The 17,881-nt window shown below is 66.1% G+C and carries 14 protein-coding genes; all 14 read right to left on the minus strand.

Translation table 11 applies throughout. The features are described 5' to 3' along the window. Position 1: 1 nt before the first annotated feature. Positions 2-805 carry a beta/gamma crystallin-related protein gene (locus tag DSM104440_RS10375; protein ID WP_171162331.1) on the minus strand — a complete coding sequence of 268 codons (804 nt, stop codon included), beginning with the start codon at positions 803-805 and terminating at the stop codon, positions 2-4. Between the two features lie 114 nt (positions 806-919). Then, a complete protein-coding gene (locus DSM104440_RS10380) occupies positions 920-1,903 on the minus strand; it encodes an aldo/keto reductase (RefSeq protein ID WP_171162333.1) in 984 nt (327 codons plus the stop codon). Further along, complete coding sequence (locus DSM104440_RS10385) at positions 1,904-2,674, minus strand: ATP-binding cassette domain-containing protein (RefSeq protein WP_171162336.1); 771 nt, start codon at positions 2,672-2,674, stop codon at positions 1,904-1,906. Continuing rightward, entirely contained in the window at positions 2,671-3,879 is a 1,209-nt protein-coding gene (locus DSM104440_RS10390) for a sugar ABC transporter permease (protein ID WP_171162338.1), read from the minus strand. The genes DSM104440_RS10385 and DSM104440_RS10390 overlap by 4 nt, the downstream gene beginning before the upstream one ends. A gap of 13 nt (positions 3,880-3,892) precedes the next feature. Next, a complete protein-coding gene (xylF, locus tag DSM104440_RS10395; protein WP_171162340.1) occupies positions 3,893-4,939 on the minus strand; it encodes a D-xylose ABC transporter substrate-binding protein in 1,047 nt (348 codons plus the stop codon). A 10-nt stretch (positions 4,940-4,949) separates the two neighbouring features. Next, positions 4,950-6,245 carry a xylose isomerase gene (gene xylA / locus DSM104440_RS10400; RefSeq protein ID WP_171162342.1) on the minus strand — a complete coding sequence of 432 codons (1,296 nt, stop codon included), beginning with the start codon at positions 6,243-6,245 and terminating at the stop codon, positions 4,950-4,952. Positions 6,246-6,268: 23 nt separating this feature from the next. Beyond that, positions 6,269-7,576: a xylose isomerase gene (xylA, locus tag DSM104440_RS10405; protein ID WP_171162345.1), complete on the minus strand. Its 1,308-nt coding sequence runs from the start codon at positions 7,574-7,576 to the stop codon at positions 6,269-6,271. After that, positions 7,573-9,027, minus strand: coding sequence for a xylulokinase (xylB, locus tag DSM104440_RS10410; RefSeq protein WP_171162347.1), 1,455 nt, complete (start codon positions 9,025-9,027; stop codon positions 7,573-7,575). Before xylB ends, xylA (DSM104440_RS10405) begins: the two co-directional genes overlap by 4 nt. Before the next feature lies 1 nt (position 9,028). Further along, the gene (locus DSM104440_RS10415; protein ID WP_171162349.1) at positions 9,029-10,123 is read right to left on the minus strand and encodes an ABC transporter ATP-binding protein; all 1,095 of its coding nucleotides are present in this window, start codon (positions 10,121-10,123) and stop codon (positions 9,029-9,031) included. A gap of 10 nt (positions 10,124-10,133) precedes the next feature. Continuing rightward, positions 10,134-11,219: a carbohydrate ABC transporter permease gene (locus DSM104440_RS10420; RefSeq protein WP_171162351.1), complete on the minus strand. Its 1,086-nt coding sequence runs from the start codon at positions 11,217-11,219 to the stop codon at positions 10,134-10,136. Beyond that, entirely contained in the window at positions 11,212-12,213 is a 1,002-nt protein-coding gene (locus DSM104440_RS10425; protein WP_212758025.1) for a carbohydrate ABC transporter permease, read from the minus strand. Before DSM104440_RS10425 ends, DSM104440_RS10420 begins: the two co-directional genes overlap by 8 nt. Next, the gene (locus DSM104440_RS10430; RefSeq protein WP_212758026.1) at positions 12,210-13,475 is read right to left on the minus strand and encodes an ABC transporter substrate-binding protein; all 1,266 of its coding nucleotides are present in this window, start codon (positions 13,473-13,475) and stop codon (positions 12,210-12,212) included. The genes DSM104440_RS10425 and DSM104440_RS10430 overlap by 4 nt, the downstream gene beginning before the upstream one ends. Then, positions 13,472-14,473, minus strand: a complete 1,002-nt coding sequence (locus DSM104440_RS10435) for a LacI family DNA-binding transcriptional regulator (RefSeq protein ID WP_212758027.1) — start codon at positions 14,471-14,473, stop codon at positions 13,472-13,474. The genes DSM104440_RS10430 and DSM104440_RS10435 overlap by 4 nt, the downstream gene beginning before the upstream one ends. A gap of 190 nt (positions 14,474-14,663) precedes the next feature. Then, positions 14,664-17,681, minus strand: coding sequence for a TonB-dependent receptor (locus DSM104440_RS10440; protein ID WP_246211967.1), 3,018 nt, complete (start codon positions 17,679-17,681; stop codon positions 14,664-14,666). Positions 17,682-17,881 lie beyond the last annotated feature (200 nt).

The raw sequence follows: 17,881 nt of genomic DNA on the forward strand, positions 1-17,881 counted from the left end.
CTCAGCCGCGCGGTTCACCGTTCTGGTTCACGGTGATCGTGCGGCCGGGGGGCGCCGCGAGCTGCGCGTGGTGCTCCCGGTTGCGGAAGTTGTACGTCACGTCGTAGTACTGGGGCTGGTAGCTCGAGGCGACATTCTCGCAACGCTGGACGTCACGGGTTTCCGTGCCACCGCGGATGCGGTCCTTGTTGTAGCCGAGGGCACCGCCGCCGATCGCGCCGAGCGCGGTCGCTGCGTCATTACCCTTGCCGCTGCCGATCTGGTGACCCAGCACGCCGCCGAGGATCGCGCCAACCACCGCGCCGCCGACGCTACCGTCCGCGCGCACTTCTTCCTTCTCGACCCAGCAACGTTGTTGCTGCTGGGCGTCGCCCACGACCGCGCGCACCTTCGTCACGTTCGCTTCATAGAGCTTCTCGTTCGGACGGCGGCGATACTCGTAGACGGGCAGCGGTTCCGGCGAATCGCGATAGGCGCGCGACGAGGCGTTGCCGCTCACCTTGCGGACCGACGAAACGCGGTCATTCAGGCCCATGCGCTCGAGGTTGTCGTAGCTGCCGGGGCGAAGCACCACGCAGTTGCCGCCGAAATTCGCATCCGAACAGACTTCCCAGCGGCCACGTTCGACAACGGCCGAGGAGGCGCGGTCATTGAAGCCCGTCCGCTCGAAGTTGCTGACGTTGTTGACCGGGCCGAAGGTGCGGCCGCGGAAATTGTCGTGCTCATAGAACGTCACCTGCGCCGCAGCCTGCACGGAGAGCAGGAGCGTCGTCGCGCCAAGCGCGCAAGCCAGTTTCTTGTTCATCGTGAATCCTCCTAGACGTGACAGGACCGCCGACGTGGCGGGATAAGCGTCACCTTAGGACTTGCCGTGCTTGTGCGGTGTAGGCGTACGCCGCGTCTGCGCGTAAGCCACCCGCTACCAGCGGGCGTGGACGAGTGGCCTGGCGTGGCGCAGATAGATGGAGGCGATGGCGTCCATCGTCGCGGGCGTGAGCAACGGGAGATCGGCCGCGGCCATGTTCTCCTCGACGTGGGCGGGACGCTTGCAGCCGGGGATGCTGCACGTCACAGCCGGATGCATGCCGATCCACGTGATGGCCATCTGGGCGAGCGTGTGGCCCTTGGGCACCAGGGCACGCAACTCCTCGACCGCAGCCAGCCCCACCGAGTAATCGAGGCCCGAGAAGGTCTCGCCGCGATCGAAGCCCGCGCCTCCCCGGTTGAACTGCCGGTGGTCATCCGCGGCGAACGTGCTCGAGGCCGTGAGCTTGCCCGCGAGCAAGCCGGATGAAAGCGGCAGGCGAGCGAGCACCCCGACGCCGCGGCGCTTCGTTTCGGCGAACAGCAGCTCCGCGGGCCGCTGCCGGAAGATATTGAAGATGATCTGCACCGACTGCACGCCCGGGTACTCGATCGCCTTCAGTGCCTCCTCGACCTTCTCGACGCTGACCCCATAGAAGCGCACCTTGCCGGCCGCCGCGAGATCGTCGAGGACACCGAACACCTCGGGCATGTAGTAGACCTGCGTCGGCGGGCAATGCAGCTGCAGCAGATCGAGGGCCTCGACGCCGAGGTTGCGGAGGCTGCGTTCGACGAATGCCGTGAGGTTCTCGCGCGAGTAGCCCTCGGCGACATGGGGGTTGAGACGGCGGCCGGCCTTGGTGGCCACATGGAAGGGTTCGCTGCGTTCCTTGCGGAGCCTCGCGAGGAGCCGCTCGCTGCGGCCGTCGCCGTACACGTCGGCGGTGTCGAAGAAATTCACGCCGAGGTCGAGCGCGCGATGCAAGGCGGCCATCGACTCGGCGTCGTCCACCGGGCCCCACGTGCCGCCGATCGCCCAGGCGCCGAAGCTCACGGTCGAGACCTTCCAGCCGGTGCGGCCGAGCTTGCGGTATTCCATTTATGGACGGTCCTGGGAGGCTGCGCGGCTGACGCGCGGTTTTTCGCCGGCGATGATCATCGCGAGCACTTCGTCGCGCGTCACGTCGGCCACGTTCACGGTATCGACCACCGCGCCGTTCTTCATCACCGTCACGCGATCGCAGACCTCGAAAACATCGTGCATGTCGTGGCTGATGAGGAAGATGCCGATGCCTTCCTTCTTCAGCCGCAGGATCGTGTCGAGCACCATGCGCGTTTCCGCCGGGCCGAGCGCGGCGCACGGCTCGTCCATGATGAGGATCTTCGCGTTGAAATGCAGCGCCCGGGCGATCGCGACGGTCTGCCGCTGGCCGCCCGACATCGCGCGCACGGGCTTGCGCATGTCCCGGAAGTTCGGATTCACGCGCGTGATCACCTGCAACGCCTCGTGTTCCATGCGGTCGGAGTCGAGCGTGCGCCACGGTGTGAGCAGCTCCCGGCCAAGAAACAGATTCGCCGGCGCGTCGAGGTTCTCGGCGAGTGCGAGCGTCTGGTGGATGGTTTCGATGCCGGCGGCTCGGGCCTCGCGCGGGCTTGCGAAGGTCTTCGCTTCGCCGCGGACCACGATCTCGCCTTCGTCCGGGGAAAACACGCCCGAGAGGATCTTGATGAGCGTGCTCTTGCCCGCGCCGTTGTGGCCGAGGAGGCCCACGACTTCACCCTCGTGCAGCGACGCGTTCACGTGGTCGACGGCCTGGATGCCGCCGAAGTGCTTGCTGAGCGAGCGGATCTCGACGAGGGCCGGGCTCATTGCGACTGCCGCTTCGAGTAGATGCCGTCGAACCACACGGCGGCGATCAGGATCGCGCCGATGAAGATCTGCCGCTTGGCGCTCGAGACATCCATCAGCACCATGCCGTTGTCGAGGCTCTGGATGATGACGGCGCCGACGATCGCACCGGGAATCGTGCCCACCCCGCCCGCCAAAGAGGTGCCGCCGATCACGGCCGCGGCGATCACGTAGAGCTCGGCCATCTGGCCAATCGAGTGCGTACCGGCGTTGAGGCGCGAGGTGGTGATCACGGCCGAGATCGCGGCGAGCGCGCCCATCAGCACGAACACGTAGAGCAGGATGCGCTTCGTGGGCAGCCCCGAGAGAAGCGCGGCCTCGGGATTGCCTCCGTACGCGAAGACGTATCGGCCGAAGCGCGTGCGCTGCGCGAGGATCGTGAGCGCGATCGCGACGAAGACGAGGATGAGCACCGGCAGGCCGATCCCCTTCCCCACCGCTGCACCGCCGTCCGCGGTGCTCGCCGGATCCGGATAGGCATTCATCACCGCGACGAAGCCCAGCACCGCGGCGCACGATACGGCTACTTTGACCCCCGTGGCCCAGGCCGGTGGCATGGTCGCGTTGAAGCGAGCCCGCGATCGGCGCGCCTGCAGCGCCTGTGCGACGACCCACGCGCAAGCGGCAAAGCCCAGGAGCCAGCTCCACAGCGGACCGATCGATCCGTTCACGCCGCCACCGAGGCGTTGATAAGGAGTCGCCAGGGGTGCGAGCGTCTGGCCGTCGGCGACCATGAACGCGGCGCCGCGGAACATGAGGTATCCGGCGAGCGTCACCACGAAGGCCGGCACGGCGCGATACGCCGTCCACCAGCCCTGGAAGGCGCCGAGCGCCATCCCGGCAGCGATGCCGATCGCGATCGAGCCGAGCCAGCCCCACGACGAGTCCGCGCCCAGCCAGTCAGTCTGCGCGATGGCGATGAGCATCCCGGTGAACGCCATCTGCGAGCCCACCGACAGGTCGATCTGGCGCGCGGCGATCACGTAGACCATGCCGCAGGCCATGATCGCGGTGACGCAGGTCTGGATCGAGAGGTTATACAGGTTGCGCGGCGTGACGAAGATGCCGCCGGTCGCGAAGGCGAGCGCGCCCCAGATGATCGCGAGCGCGAGCAACAGGGAGGTGAAGCGCGCGTCGAAGCCCGCGCGCTCTAGCCAGGTTCGCATCGGGACTAGCTTATTACTTGCACGCGGCCGGCGCCTTGGAGGCTTCCACGCGCGCGCACACCTGCGCCTTGGTCGCCCATCCGGCGTCGATGACCGCGTTGAGGTTGTCGCGCGTCACCGGCAGCGGTTTCAGGAACACCGAGGGAATCGGCAGCTTCTTGCTGCCGCCATTCCAGACCGTCGCACCCTTCACGTCGGCGAGCTTCGTGCCCGCCGCCATTTGCACGGCGAAAGTGCCCGCGGCCTTGCCGAGCTCGCGCGCATCCTTCCACACCGTCACGGTCTGCTCGCCCTTGGCCACGCGGTTGAGCGCCGCGACGTCGCCATCCTGGCCCGACACCGGCACGCCCACCATGTTCTGCGCCCGCAGGGCGGCAACGACGCCTCCCGCGGTGCCGTCATTGGAGGCGACGACCGCATCGACCTTGTTGTTGTTCTTCGTGAGGATCTGCTCCATGTTCTTCTGCGCGACTTCCGGCGCCCAGTTCTCCGTGTACTGCTCGCCCACGATCTTGATCTCGCCCTTGTCGATCGCGGGCTTCAGGACCTCGCGCTGGCCGGCATTGAGGAAGTCCGCGTTCGGATCCGTCGGCGAACCCTTGATGAAGACGTAATTGCCCTTGGGCTTGGCGGCGAGCACGGCGCGCCCCTGCATGCGGCCCACCTCGACGTTGTCGAACGTGAGGTAGAGAACGCCGCTGTCCTGGATGAGGCGATCGTAGGCGACCACCGGAACGCGCGCTTCTTTCGCCTTCGCGACCGCGGGAAGCACCGCGCTCGCGTCGTGCGCGAGGATGATCAGCGCCTTCGCGCCCTTGGCGATCAGCGCCTCCACGTCCGCGAGTTGCTTCTCGTTCGAGCCCTGCGCATCCGCCGAGATGTACTTGCCGCCCGCGGCCTCGACCGCGGCCCGGATAGCGCCTTCGTCCTTCTTCCAGCGTTCCTCCTGGAAGTTGGACCAGGACACGCCCACCAGCTCACCCTTGGCATGGGCGGTTTGCCACGCGGGCAACCCGACCGCCAGCAGCGCCACGGCGGCGCCGAACGAACCCACCCTCATGCTTCTCTCCTCAGATGTAGCGGTTGACCAGCGCCTCGAGCTTCTCCTGCCGGCCGGAGCGCGGCTGGGGCTCGATGTTGTTCTTCTCGACGTGCTTCGCAAGCTGCGCGAGCGACACCTTGCCGCCCAGGATCTCGCGACCGAGCTTGCCCTTCCACCCGGCATAGCGCGCGTCGAGTTGCTTCGCGAGCTCCCCGTCGTCGATCATCTTCTCGGCGATCAGCAGCGCACGGGCACACAGGTCCATCGCGTCGGCGTGCGCGGCAAGGAGATCGTCCGGATCGATCGACTGGCGGCGCACCTTCGCATCGAAGTTGAGACCCCCGCCGTTCTTGAAGCCGCCGGCGCGCAGGATGTGGTACATCGCGAGCGCCATCTGCGGCAGGTTGTTCGGAAACTGGTCGGTGTCCCAGCCGAGCTGGTCGTCGCCGCGGTTCATGTCGATCGAGCCGAAGATGCCCAGCGCATGCGCCATGCAGATCTCGTGCTCGAACGAGTGGCCGGCGAGGAGCGCGTGATTCTGCTCGATGTTCACCTTGACCTCCTTCTCCAGCCCGTAGCGCTTGAGGAAGCCGTACACGGTCGCCACGTCGTAGTCGTACTGGTGCTTCGTGGGTTCCGCGGGCTTGGGCTCGATGAGGATCATGCCCTTGAAGCCGATCTTGTGCTTGTGCTCGACCACCAGCGAGAGGAAGCGCCCGAGCTGGTCGAGCTCGCGGCCCACGTCGGTGTTGAGCAGCGTCTCGTAGCCTTCGCGGCCACCCCACAGCACGTAGTTCTTGCCCCCGAGCTCGTGCGTGAGCTCGAGGACGTTCTTCACCTGGGCCGCGGCATAGGCGAAGACTTCGGGATCCGGATTGGTGGCGGCACCCGACATGAAGCGCCGGTTGGAGAAGAGGTTCGCCGTGCCCCACAGGAGGCCCACCTTGTTGGCGCGCATCTTCTTCTCGAAGATCTCGCCGATCTTGCGTACGTTGCGGTTCGATTCGCGCAGCGTCGCGCCTTCGGGGGCGATGTCGCGGTCGTGGAAGCTGAAGAACGGGATGCCCAGCAGCCGGAACATTTCGAAGGCGACATCGGCCTTCATCTCCGCCTGCTTCATCGGGTCGCCGCCCACCGCGTGCCAGGGCCGCTGGAACGTGTCGCCACCGAAGGGATCGAGGCCCTGCCAGACGAAGCTGTGCCAGTAGCACGCTGCGAACCGCAGCTGCTGCTCCATCGTACGGCCGAGGACCTTCTTCTCGGGCTTGTAGTACTTGAAGGTGACGGGCTTGGTCTGTTCGAAGAAGCGAAGGGCTTTTTTCATGGTGGGGATTTCCGTTTCAGTATTCAGAGGTAACTGTTCACGAGCGCCTCGAGCCGCTCCTGGCGGCCCGAGCGCGGTTGCGGCTCGATGTCGTTCTTCTCGACATGCGCGGCAAGCTGCGCGAGCGTTTTCCTGCGGCCGAGGATCTCCCGGCCCAGCTTGCCCTTCCAGCCGGCGTAGCGCGCGTCGACCTGCTTCGCGAGCTCGCCGTCGTTGATCATCTTCTCCGCGATGAGCAACGCGCGGGCGCACAGATCCATCGCCTCCGCGTGTGCCACCACGAGATCGTCGGCGTCGATCGACTGTCGCCGCACCTTCGCATCGAAGTTCACGCCGCCCGTGGTGAAGCCGCCGCCGCGAAACACGTGGTACATCGCGAGGGCGACCTGCGGGAGGTTGGTCGGGAACAGGACCGTATCCCAGCCGAGCGTCTCGTCACCGCGGTTCATGTCGACGGAGCCGAAGATGCCCAGTGCCCGGGCGAGCGCGATCTCGTGCTCGAAGGAGTGGCCGGCGAGGATGGAATGGTTCTGCTCGATGTTGATCCGCACGTCCTTCTCGAGCCCGAAGCGGGCGAGCAGGCCGTAGACCGTCGCGACATCGAAGTCATACTGGTGCTTGGTCGGCTCCGCGGGCTTGGTCTCGATGAGGATCGGGCCGCGAAAGCCGATGCGGTGCTTGTGCTCCACCACCAGCGACAGGAAGCGCCCCAGTTGCTCGACTTCGCGCGACACGTCCGTGTTGAGCAGGCTCTCGTAGCCCTCGCGCCCGCCCCACAGCGCGTAGTTCTCGCCGCCCAGGTCGTGCGTGAGTTCGAGCGCGTTCTTCACCTGCCCGGCCGCATACGCGAACACTTCCGGATCGGGATTGGTCGCGGCCCCGCTCATGTAGCGGCGATTCGAGGTGAGGTTGGCCATGCCCCAGAGCAGCTTCACGCCGCTCGCTTCCATCTTGCGCTGGACGACCTCGCCCATGCGCCGCACGTTGAGGTTCGTCTCGCGCAGCGTGGCCCCCTCGGGCGCGAGGTCGAGGTCGTGCATCGTGAAGTACGGCACGCCGAGCAACTCGAACAGCTCGAACGCGGTGTCGGTCTTCAGGCGCGCGAGCTTGAATGCGTCGCCCGATGCGTGCCACGGGCGAAGGAACGTCCCGGCCCCGAACGGATCCTGGCCCTGCCACACGAAGCTGTGCCAGTAGCACGCGGCGAACCTCAGCTGCTTCGCCATCGTTCGGCCCAGCACCTTCTTGTCCGGCTTGTACCACCGGTACTTCGGCGTGCGTACGCCGTGGAAGAAGGACGGGGGGTTCTTCATGCGCGAGGGTTTCTTCATGCGCGGGCCCAGCCCGAGAGCGCGGCATACAACCCCTGCCAATGGCGATGGCGCGCGGTGTGCAGGGATACGCGATCGGCACGCGGCGCAAAGGTGCGAACGCGCGCGGGCCGCTTGAGGCTCGAGAGCGGTTCGCCGGCGGCAAGCCGTGCAAGGCGTGCCGCGCCCAGGGCGCAGCCGATCTCGCTCTCGGCCACCTGGTGGAGTGGAATTCCGAGAACGTCGGCCATGAGCTGCGACCAGAGTGGCGACCGCGCTCCACCGCCGATGATGTCGGCTTCCGAGAGCTTCGTGCCCGCACTCGCCAGCGCCTCCTGCGCATCGCGCATCGCGTAGGCAACACCTTCGAGTACGGAGAGCGTCATGTCCGCGCGCGTGCAGCTTCCGTCGAGTCCCGCGAAGCCGCCACGAACGGCGGCATCGTTGTGCGGCGTGCGCTCGCCGTTGAGGTACGGCGCGAACCAGCACGCGGACGAAGCCCGCGAGGCATCGATCTCAGCGAGCAGCTTGCCTTCATCAGCGCCTGCAACCTGCGACCACCAGGCAAGGCTTCCCGCCGCGGAAAGCAGGACGCCCATCTGGTGCCACGTATTGGGAACGGCATGGCAGAACGCGTGAACGCCGCGGGCCGGTGCCGGCGCGAATGCCGCCGTCGTCGCCCAGAGCACGCCCGAGGTGCCGAGCGAGACGAACGCGTCGCCTGCGTGGATCGCCCCGAGGCCCACTGCACCCGCGGCGTTGTCACCGGCGCCACCGGCGATCACCGGAGCACGCTTGAACCCCCAGCGGCGCGTGAGCTCGGCATTGAGCTCGCCGGAAACGGCGTCCCCCTCGACGAGGTCGGGCATCTGGTCGCGGCGCATGCCGGTGGCATCGAGCGCAGCCTTGGACCAGTCGCGCGCGCCGACATCGAGCCACGACGTGCCCGAGGCATCCGACATCTCTTCTATATAGAGGCCACACAGCCGATAGCGCACGTAGGCCTTGGGCAGCAGCACCTTCGCAACCCGCTTGAAGATCTCGGGCTCGTGCTCGCGCACCCACATGAGCTTGGGCGCCGTGAAGCCCGGCATCGCGAGGTTGCCGGTCACCGAATGCAGGCCCGGCCACTTCGCCGTGAGCGCCTCGCATTGCGCCATGCTGCGGACGTCGTTCCACAGGATGCACGGGCGCAGCACCTCGCCCTTGTCGTCGAGCAGTGTGGCGCCGTGCATGTGTCCCGAAAGACCGATCGCAACGACGTCCGCGAGCTCGGAAGGGTGCTTAGCCTTCAGCTCGTCGAGCCCTTCGACGAGCGCCTGCCACCAATGCTGCGGATCCTGTTCGCTGAATCCGGGTTTGGGCCGGCTCACCTCGAGCGGACGGCTCGCGGTGGCGATCACGCGGTCGTCCTCGCCCACCAGCGCGACTTTCACGCTGGAGGTGCCGACGTCGATGCCGACCGTGTTCATGTCAGTAGGCCACCGGCTCGAGTCGTTGCTCGTCCTGGCCGAAGACGTGCCAGCGCCCTTCGAGCGGCCGCACGTACAGGCGGTCGCCTTCCTTGAGTTCGCTCTGGCCCGGGAGGTGAACCAGCAGCCCCGTGCCCGCGGGCGGCGTGCAATGCAGGTAGGTATTCGAGCCGTGCTGCTCGAGGACATCGACCTTGATCGTCCACGCGTTGCTCGCAGCGTCAGCAACGACCAGATCCTCGGGGCGGATACCGAACGTGACCGGCTGGCCTTCCTGGAGAGCGAGGCCCGAGCGCGGCAGCGTGAGCGTGCCCAGCTCGCCGCAATCGAGGTCGAAGCGCGCGTCGCTGATGCCCGCGACCTTCGCCGGCACGAAGTTCATGCGCGGCGAACCGATGAAGCCCGCGACGAACTTGTTGCGCGGCTTGTTGTAGAGCTCGAGTGGCTTCCCGACCTGCTCGATCACGCCCCCGCGCAGGACGACGATGCGATCGGCCATCGTCATCGCCTCGACCTGGTCGTGGGTGACGTAGATCATCGTGTTCTTCAGGCGATTGTGGAGCTTCGCGATCTCCAGGCGCATCAGCACGCGCAGCTCCGCGTCGAGGTTCGAGAGCGGCTCGTCGAAGAGGAAGATCTTCGGGTCGCGCGTGATCGCGCGGCCGATCGCGACGCGCTGGCGCTGGCCGCCGGAGAGCTGGCGGGGTTTGCGCTCGAGGAGCTTGTCGATCTGCAGCAGCTTCGCGGCATGGTCCACGCGCTGCGCGATGTCGTCCTTCTTCATGCGCATGTTCTCGAGCCCGAAGGACAGGTTCTCGCGCACGGTCATGTGCGGATAGAGCGCATAGGACTGGAAGACCATCGCCACGCCGCGTTCGGCCGCGGCCGTGCGCACCACACTCTCGCCGCCAATGCGGATATCACCCGCCGTGGCTTCCTCGAGTCCCGCGATGAGCCGCAGCAGCGTGGACTTGCCGCACCCCGAAGGACCGACGAAGACCACGAATTCGCCGTCGGCGATCTCGAGGTTCGCGTCCTTGATGACTTCGACCGTGCCAAAGGTCTTGTCGATATGTTCGAGCGTCAGGCTGGCCATGCGTCTTTATTCATTTGATTCCGGTCGAGGCAATGCCGGTGGTGATGTAGCGCTGCAGGAAGATGAACGCGAGCGCGAGCGGGAGCGCCGTGAGCGTGGTCATCGCGAGGAGCATCCCGTAGTGGATGCCGTTTTCGTCGGTGTAGCCGGCAAGTGCCAGCTGCAGCGTCTGCGAGCCCGGTTCCGTGAGGATGATGAGTGGCAGGAGGAACTCGTTCCAGCGCGACATGATCGAGAAGATCGCGACCACCGCGAGTGCCGGCGTGCACAGCGGGAGCACGACTTTCCAATAGATCCGCCATTCGCTCGCGTGATCCATGCGCGCGGCTTCGATGAGCTCGCTGGGGAGCGTCAGCATGTATTGCCGCAGGAGGAACACGCCTGTCGGCGTCGAGATCACCGGCAGGATGATCCCCCAGGGTGTATTCGCGAGGCCGAGCTCCGAGACGATCAGGTAGATGGGAACGAGGACGACGGTCGCCGGCACCATGAGCGTCGCGAGGATCAGCATCAGCGCGACGCTGGAACCGGGGAACCGGTAGATCGACAGCGAGAATGCGGCCATCGAGTTCATCACCAGGGTGATGAGCGTGGCCACGACGGTGATGAAGACGGTGTTGTAGATCGACGAGCCGATCTTCCCGCCCGCCGAGGCGATGAGCTGGCGGTAATTCTCGACAGCGATGTGGTACTTGCGAATGGGCTGGGCCCGCTCGATGGGCACGGTCATGCGGCCGGCTTCGGGCTTCGCCGGATCGATCATCGTCGCCTCGATCCCGACGCGGCTCACCTGGGCGAGTGTGACAACCGAGCCGTCTTCCTTCGTCACCTTGAAGAGGGTCAGCGGGCGCTTGTAGCCGTCCACTTGTACGGACTCGAACGACTCCGGGACCAGCGTCGGTGGAAACTCGAGCAGGTTCGCTTCGCTCTTGAAGGACGAGATCGCGACCCAAAGCACGGGTGCCAGCATCACCACCGCGCCGAGGCTCAGGTACGCGTACGTGAGCCAGTCGGTCCAGTCGGCGCGAATGCCGCCGCGCTTCCTCGTGAGGAAGGCGCCGACCGGGACCGGGGCGGTCACTCCGGCCTCAGTCATGGCGCCCTCCTCGCGAGATCTTCATCTGCAGGGCCGTGAACGCGAACAGCACGATGCCCAGCAGGAGCGATGCCGCGGCCGCGAGCCCGTAGTTGCGCGGCATCACGGCGAATCCGGTTTCGAAGATGTAGTGGACCATCAGCTTGGTGGCCGACCCGGGACCACCGCCCGTGAGGACGTAGATCTCGTCGAAGGTCTGCACCGAGCGGATCACCGCGAGGATGAAGACCACGAGCAGCACGGGCTTCAGCAGCGGCAGCGTGATCCGGTAGAAGACGCGCCAGGGCGAAGCGCGATCCATCTTGGCGGCTTCGTAGATGTCCGCGGGAATGCTCTGCAGGCCTGCAAGCAGGATCACCATGTAGAAGCCCATGTGCGCCCACACGGTCACGAACACCGACCACTTGAAGGCGCGCGCCGAGTCGGTGAGCCAGCTCACCTGCTCGAACCCGAGGCTCCCCAGGATGCCGTTCAGCGCGCCGTCGCGCTGCAGCAGCCACACCCAGGTCATCGCGACCACCACGGGCGAGAGCATCACCGGGAAGAAGAAGATGCCGCGGAAGAAGCCGCGCGCGCGGATCTGGCGGTTGAGCGCGATGGCAGTAACAAGCGCCACGCCGATCATCACGGCCACCTGGGTGGGCACGAAGACCAGCGAATTGAAGACCGCGCGCCAGAAGAGGTCGCGCGTGCAGGTCGATGGATCGAGGTAGTTGTCGCAGGAGAGCAGCGTCTCGTAGTTGAACAGGCCCACGAAGTGCCGCTGCGAGGGATAGAGGCTCTCGCCGCCCGTCATCGAGTACACGACGTTGATCAGGACGGGCAGCAGCGAGAACACCGCGATGATCGTGATGTTGGGCGCGAGGAACACCCACGGAAGCTTCTTCATGCCGAGCGTGCGCTGCAGCCACGACATCACCGGCTCGATCGCGCGCGCGGGAACCGCGGCGACGGTCCCGAGGATGCCGAAGACCTTGTCCTCGGCGCGGCTCACTGGCGCACCGCCAGCATGGCGAGGTCGACATCCTTCTTGATGAAGGCCGCGGCCTTCTCGACATCCAGCTCGTTGTTGAGCACCTGGCTGATGCGCGTGGTGATCGAATTCAACGCCGCGCGCTGGAAGCGCCAGCCCTGGAAGCGGTAAGCACGCTCGGGCACGTCGGGTACCTGGCGGCGATAGACCGCGAGGGCCTCCTTCACGCGCTCGGACACGTTGTTGTACTCGACGCCGCTCTTCACCAGCGAAGTGGCCGCCGGAATGTTCGCGCCGCGCGAGAGCGATTCGCGCATCACGTCGTCGCGCGAGAGGAAACTCAGCACTTCCGCGGCAAGCTTCGGGTTCTTCGTGTGCTTGAACGCGACCATGGCGCCGCCGCCGGGCATGAGCGTGCACGACGACGGCCCGCACGGCGCGTCGACCACCACCCAGTCGAAGAGATCGCCCACCTGCTGGTTCATGCGCTCGAGCTGCCAGGAGCCGCCGAAATAGAACACCACCTTGGCGTTCATGAAGTCCTGGAAGTTGTCGCGGTGCGTCGCACCACCGACCGCGCCCCACAGGTCCATGGGCATCGTGCCGTCGCGGTGCCATTCGACGAATTTGCGCATCGCGGCCTTGAGGCCTTCGTCGGCGACGAAGTTGCCGTCGTCGTCGATGAGCTGCGCGCCGTAGCTTATCGCGATGCTCGCGAAGCGGTGCGCGGAGCGATCCATCTCCATCGCGATCGGGACCTTCGTGCGCTTTGCGACCTCGCGAGTGGCCTTCGCCCAGTCGTCCCACGTGGCGCCGGCCTTCGGCATCTCGACCCCCGCCTGCCGGAAGAGCGTCACGTTCACGTACGCGCCGTTGAGCGTCAGCGCGCCCGACATGCCGTTGATCGCCGCGCCCTTCCCGTCCTCGCGCAGCATCGAGAGGATCCGCGGGAACTCGCGTTCGAAATAGGCGTTGTCGACGTAGGGGCGCAGGTCGAGGTAGTAGCGCGCGAGCCCGCCCCAGTCGGCCACCATCGAGATGTCCGGGCCGCGGCCGGAGGCGAGCTGCACGGGCAGGCTCTCGAGGATCGACTGGAAGGAAACGAGGCGGAAGCGGACCTTGCGGCCGGGATTCTCGAGATTGAATTTCTCGATGGATTTGCCGACGTAGGTGTTGATCGCCTGGACCGTGAGCTCGGCCTCCGGCTCCTGGGCCCGCGTCGCGCCCACCATCGAAACGGCGATCGCCAGGGCGATGGCGGACCGGCGAAAGCGAAAGGTCACGACTGGCTCACGATCCTCACGGGCGGGCGCAGGCGTGGCGCGGCATCGGACTGGCGGCGAATGAGCGACGACTCCATCACGAGGTGTTCGCACGTGCGGGTTTCGCCCGCGCGCGTCGCCTTGATCTGGCGCACGAGCAGCTCCATCGCGGCGCCGGCCATGTCGGTGATCGGCTGGCGGACCGTCGTGAGCTCGGGCCAGATGGTGGTCGCGAGCGGCGCATCGTCGAAACCGGTGACCGTGACGTCGCCGGGGACATCGAGGCCGTGCCGGTGGGCGATGGCCACGGTGGCCGCCGCCATGTCGTCGTTGCTCGCGAAGATCGCCGAGGGGCGCGGTTCGAGGGTCAGCAGCACCTCGGCCGCATCCAGGCCCGATCGATAGTTGAACATGCCCTGCGCCTGCAGCTCGTCGGACAGATCCAGGCCCGCGTGCTGCATCGCCGAGCGGAAGCCCGCGAGGCGGCGCGACGTGGCCGTCTGGTTCGGATGCCCCGAGATGAATCCGATGCGCTGGTGCCCCAGCGCGATGAGGTGCCGCGTCATTTCATAGGCCGCGCGGAAATCGTCGATGCTGACCGCGCACACGCGCGCATCGGGCTGGCCGCTGGAAACGGCGACTGCCGGGGTCCCGGACACGGAAACGAGATCGAGCAGCGGCTGGGAGTCGCACAGCGGCGGCGGCAGGATCAGCCCGTCGATGCCGTTGGTGATGAGGTTGCGCGCCTCGGTTTCCTCGTGCTCGCCCGCCTCGCACTTTTCCACGACGAGCTGGATGTGCATGAGGCTCGCCTTGTTGAGCAGGCCCACGAGGAACTCGCTCAGGTAGCCCGCGGACGGGTTGCTGTAAAGGACCCCGATCCTCAGGATGTGCGAGCCCGCGAGGCGGCGGGCCGCCTGGTTGGGCATGTAGTTCAGGGCCGCGACCGACGCGTTGACCCGGTCGCGCGTGCTCGCGCGAACGTTGCTCTCGCCGTTGACGACGCGAGAGACGGTCATGGGCGACACGCCGGCGTGTTGGGCCACGTCGGCGATGGTGGCGACGTTACGCCGCCGACCGGGTCGAGTCCTTGCGTTCACCCTGCTCCTTTCGGGATGGTCCAGCCCCTAGTTTCAACCGCCACAAGCGACAAGGGCAACCGATTGCGCCTTCGGTCGCCCTCGTCTAGCAATTGCCAGGCCAGGCTCGTCAGAACTTCAGGCGCAGTCCGACGACGTAGGTGCGGCCCGGCGTGTACTCCGTGAAGGTCGCGTTCTCGAACTGGAAGTACGCGCGCTGCTTCTCACGGGTCAGGTTCGTGACATCGAACGTGATCGTGGGCCAGTACGGGCTCGCGAGGTTGAAGATATCGCGAATGTCGAACGCCGACGAGAAGTCGAGCTGCTTGTAGTCATCCGAATACAGCGCCGCGGCCGTGATGCCGTTCTGGTTGGCCGTGGCGACCTGGCTGCCTTCCTGGTACGTCTGCGAGAGGCGGACCATGATGCCGTCGTTCTCGTAGTACCCGGTGATGTTGTAGGTCTTCTCCGGGACACCCAGGGCCACAGCGCCCGACACGCCACCGCTGGTCGACTGCTTGATACGCGTGTAGTTGGCGCTGAAGCCCAGGCCCTTGACCGGCAGGAACTGGTCGAGCGGCTGCACCCACGAAAGCTCCAGGCCCTTGATCTTCAGGTACCCCTCGGCGTTCGTCGGACGCGTGATCACGACCGTGGCCGCACCCGGGCCGCCGCGAGCGTTGATCGCCGCCTGCTGCGTGGGCGAAAGCGTGTCGTACGTCACGCCCAGGGGGGCGAGCGCGCTGAACGGCATGGTCACGTTTTCGTTGGTCGTGAAGCCCTTGATCTTCTTGCCGAACGGCACCACCGACACATAGCCCGACGCGCCCGTGTACCACTCGAGGCCCAAATCAAGATTATTGGACAGGTACGGATCGAGCTCGGGGTTGCCGACGCTGCCGGTGTCCGCCGAGGGCGAGCTGAAGTTGATGCCCGGGCGCATTCCGTTGGGGTCGGCGCGGGTCATCGTGCGCGAGGCCGAGGCCTTGAACACGACGTCCTTGGCGAGGTTCATCGAGATCGACGCCGAGGGCAGCGTGTTGTTGTAGTCGGACTCGAGGTTCACCACGTTATCGATGTTCGGATAACGGCTGCCGTTCTGCGTGAACGTCACGTTGCGCGGGTCGGTGATCGAGATGAATCCGCCCACCGTCTGCTCGGTCTTCACGTAGCGCACGCCCGCGTTGTACTTCGTGGGCAGCGAGAAGAAGTTGAAGTCGCCGTTGACCTCCACGTACGCCCCGGTGATCTTCTCCGCGATGTAACCGGCGCTGGCACCCGTGTTCGAGGAACCGACGCTGGGGGCGGTGTTCACGAACGTGCCGTAGTTCGAATCGGTCGCGAAGCGCTCCCAATCCACCGTGATGAAGCCGCCGGGGCCGGCCGTGAGGTAGTTACGCAGGTTGGAGAGCGGAATCAGCGAGCCGCGATACGTGATCGAGGCCGGCGAACCCGCGCCCGCCGTGTATCCCGTGCCATAACCCGGATAGAGCGCCGCCGCACTGGCGCCTGGGGTAGACGCGCCATTGCAGGGCGGCGCTCCGTTCGGGCCCAGCAGGAAAACGCTCGGGTTGTTGCCGCAGGTCGCTGCCTGCCATGCACCCGAGTTGTCGAACGCTTCGATGCGGCGGGAGATGTCGTCGTACGCCATGCCGCCCTTCACGTTGAACTTCGCATCGCCCCACGTGAGGTTGAACCGGCCACCCTTGGTCTCGGTGTTGCGGATCTCCATCTGCTGGTTCACCCGGCCGCCATCCCAGACGAAGTTCGCGGGATTGTTGAGATCGATGTTGGTCGCGATCGTCGGCCTGGAACCGTTGGTGTAGTTGACCGTCACGCCGGAGCTGCCGGCGGTGATCGGGAGCACGGTCGGCGACTCGCGGCGGAACTCGCTCTCGGTGTAGTTCAACTGCGCATCGAGCTTGAGGTTCTTGGCGATCTGCCATTCCATGCCGGGGTTGATGCCTTTCAGCGTCACTTCCTCGTCATAGGGACGGAATTCGAGGAACCACTGGGCATTGGCGTAGGTAGCCTGGGTCACGACGCAACCCTGGCTGCAATCCTCGCGATCGACTTGCATGTTTAGCGGGATCATCGCGCCGTTGCGGCCGACCCAGTTCATGTCCACGCGGTCCATCTCGTTCTTCTTGCGCGACTGGGTGGCGTCGACGTAGAAGTACATGTCGCGATTGGGACGCCACTCGGCGCTCAGCACCGCGGTGTTCTTGTCCTTCGTGCCCTCCTCGAACATCTCGCGGCCAAGGCGCGGAATGATCGCGTTGTCGATCTGCGTGATGCTCATGCCGGGGTTGCGCGCGAGCAGGAAGGCCTGGTCGACGGTGGCGCCGGTCGTGAGGCCGTTGCCCGCGTTGGCGGGTACCGTGCCCGGAATCGTCCAGTTGCCGCCGCCCGTGTTGTTGCGCGTGGCGCTGAGGCTCTGGGTTGCCGAGAGGTTCGGGTTGGTCCAGCCGATCGTCTCGAAGCCCGTGGTGCGCACCTTCATCTGCGACCAGGCGAAGCCCCCGAGGATGCCGAACTCGTTGCCCCACGTGTTGCTGAGGACGACCGAACCGCGGTTGCCCCACTTGTCGGCCACCTGGCTCTCGACCCCTTGCACCGAGACGGCTGCGTAGCGGCCCGGGTTGTCGAACGCGCGCGCAGTGCGCATGTCGACGACGCCGGCAGCGCCGCCTTCGATCATCGCCGCGGTCGGGCTCTTGTACACCGTGAGCCGGCGGAAGAGGTCCGCGGGCAGCAGGTCGAGGTCGACTTCGCGGTTGGTGTTCTGGTTGTCGGTGCGGCCCGTGGAGGCCACGGCGACCGGCGCGCCGTTCAGCAGGATCTTGGTGAAGCTCGTGCCCAGGCCGCGCACCGAGATGGAGAGGCCCTCGCCCGTGATTTCACGCGAGACCAGCACGCCCGGAATGCGGTTGAGCGATTCGGCGATGTTGCTGTCGGGGAACTTGCCGATGTCCTCGGCGTAGATCGAATCGCGGAATCCGGTGGCTTCGCGCTTGTCCTTGGTCGCGGACTCGATGGAGGCGCGGTAACCCGTCACGACGACGGATTCGACCACCGTGGGCTGGGCCGGCGGGGTCTGCGCGTAGACCTGCGCAATCATTCCAGCCAGCGCCGTGGTTGCGAACAACACCCGACCGCCAGCAAGAGCGCGACGGGATGACGTCTTGCGATTCTTCTGCATGTATTCCTCCTGTAGGGCGAGCCTTGAGCAACCACTCTCTGGTGGCATTTCACTGCGCATGTCGCGCAATGGTAGCGTGACCATCCGAGTATGGGCCCCACAAAATGGCGTTGTCACGCCGCACCGCAGCAATTCGGTGCGTCCGG

The organism is Usitatibacter palustris, from assembly GCF_013003985.1.
Classification (GTDB): Bacteria; Pseudomonadota; Gammaproteobacteria; order Burkholderiales; family Usitatibacteraceae; genus Usitatibacter; species Usitatibacter palustris.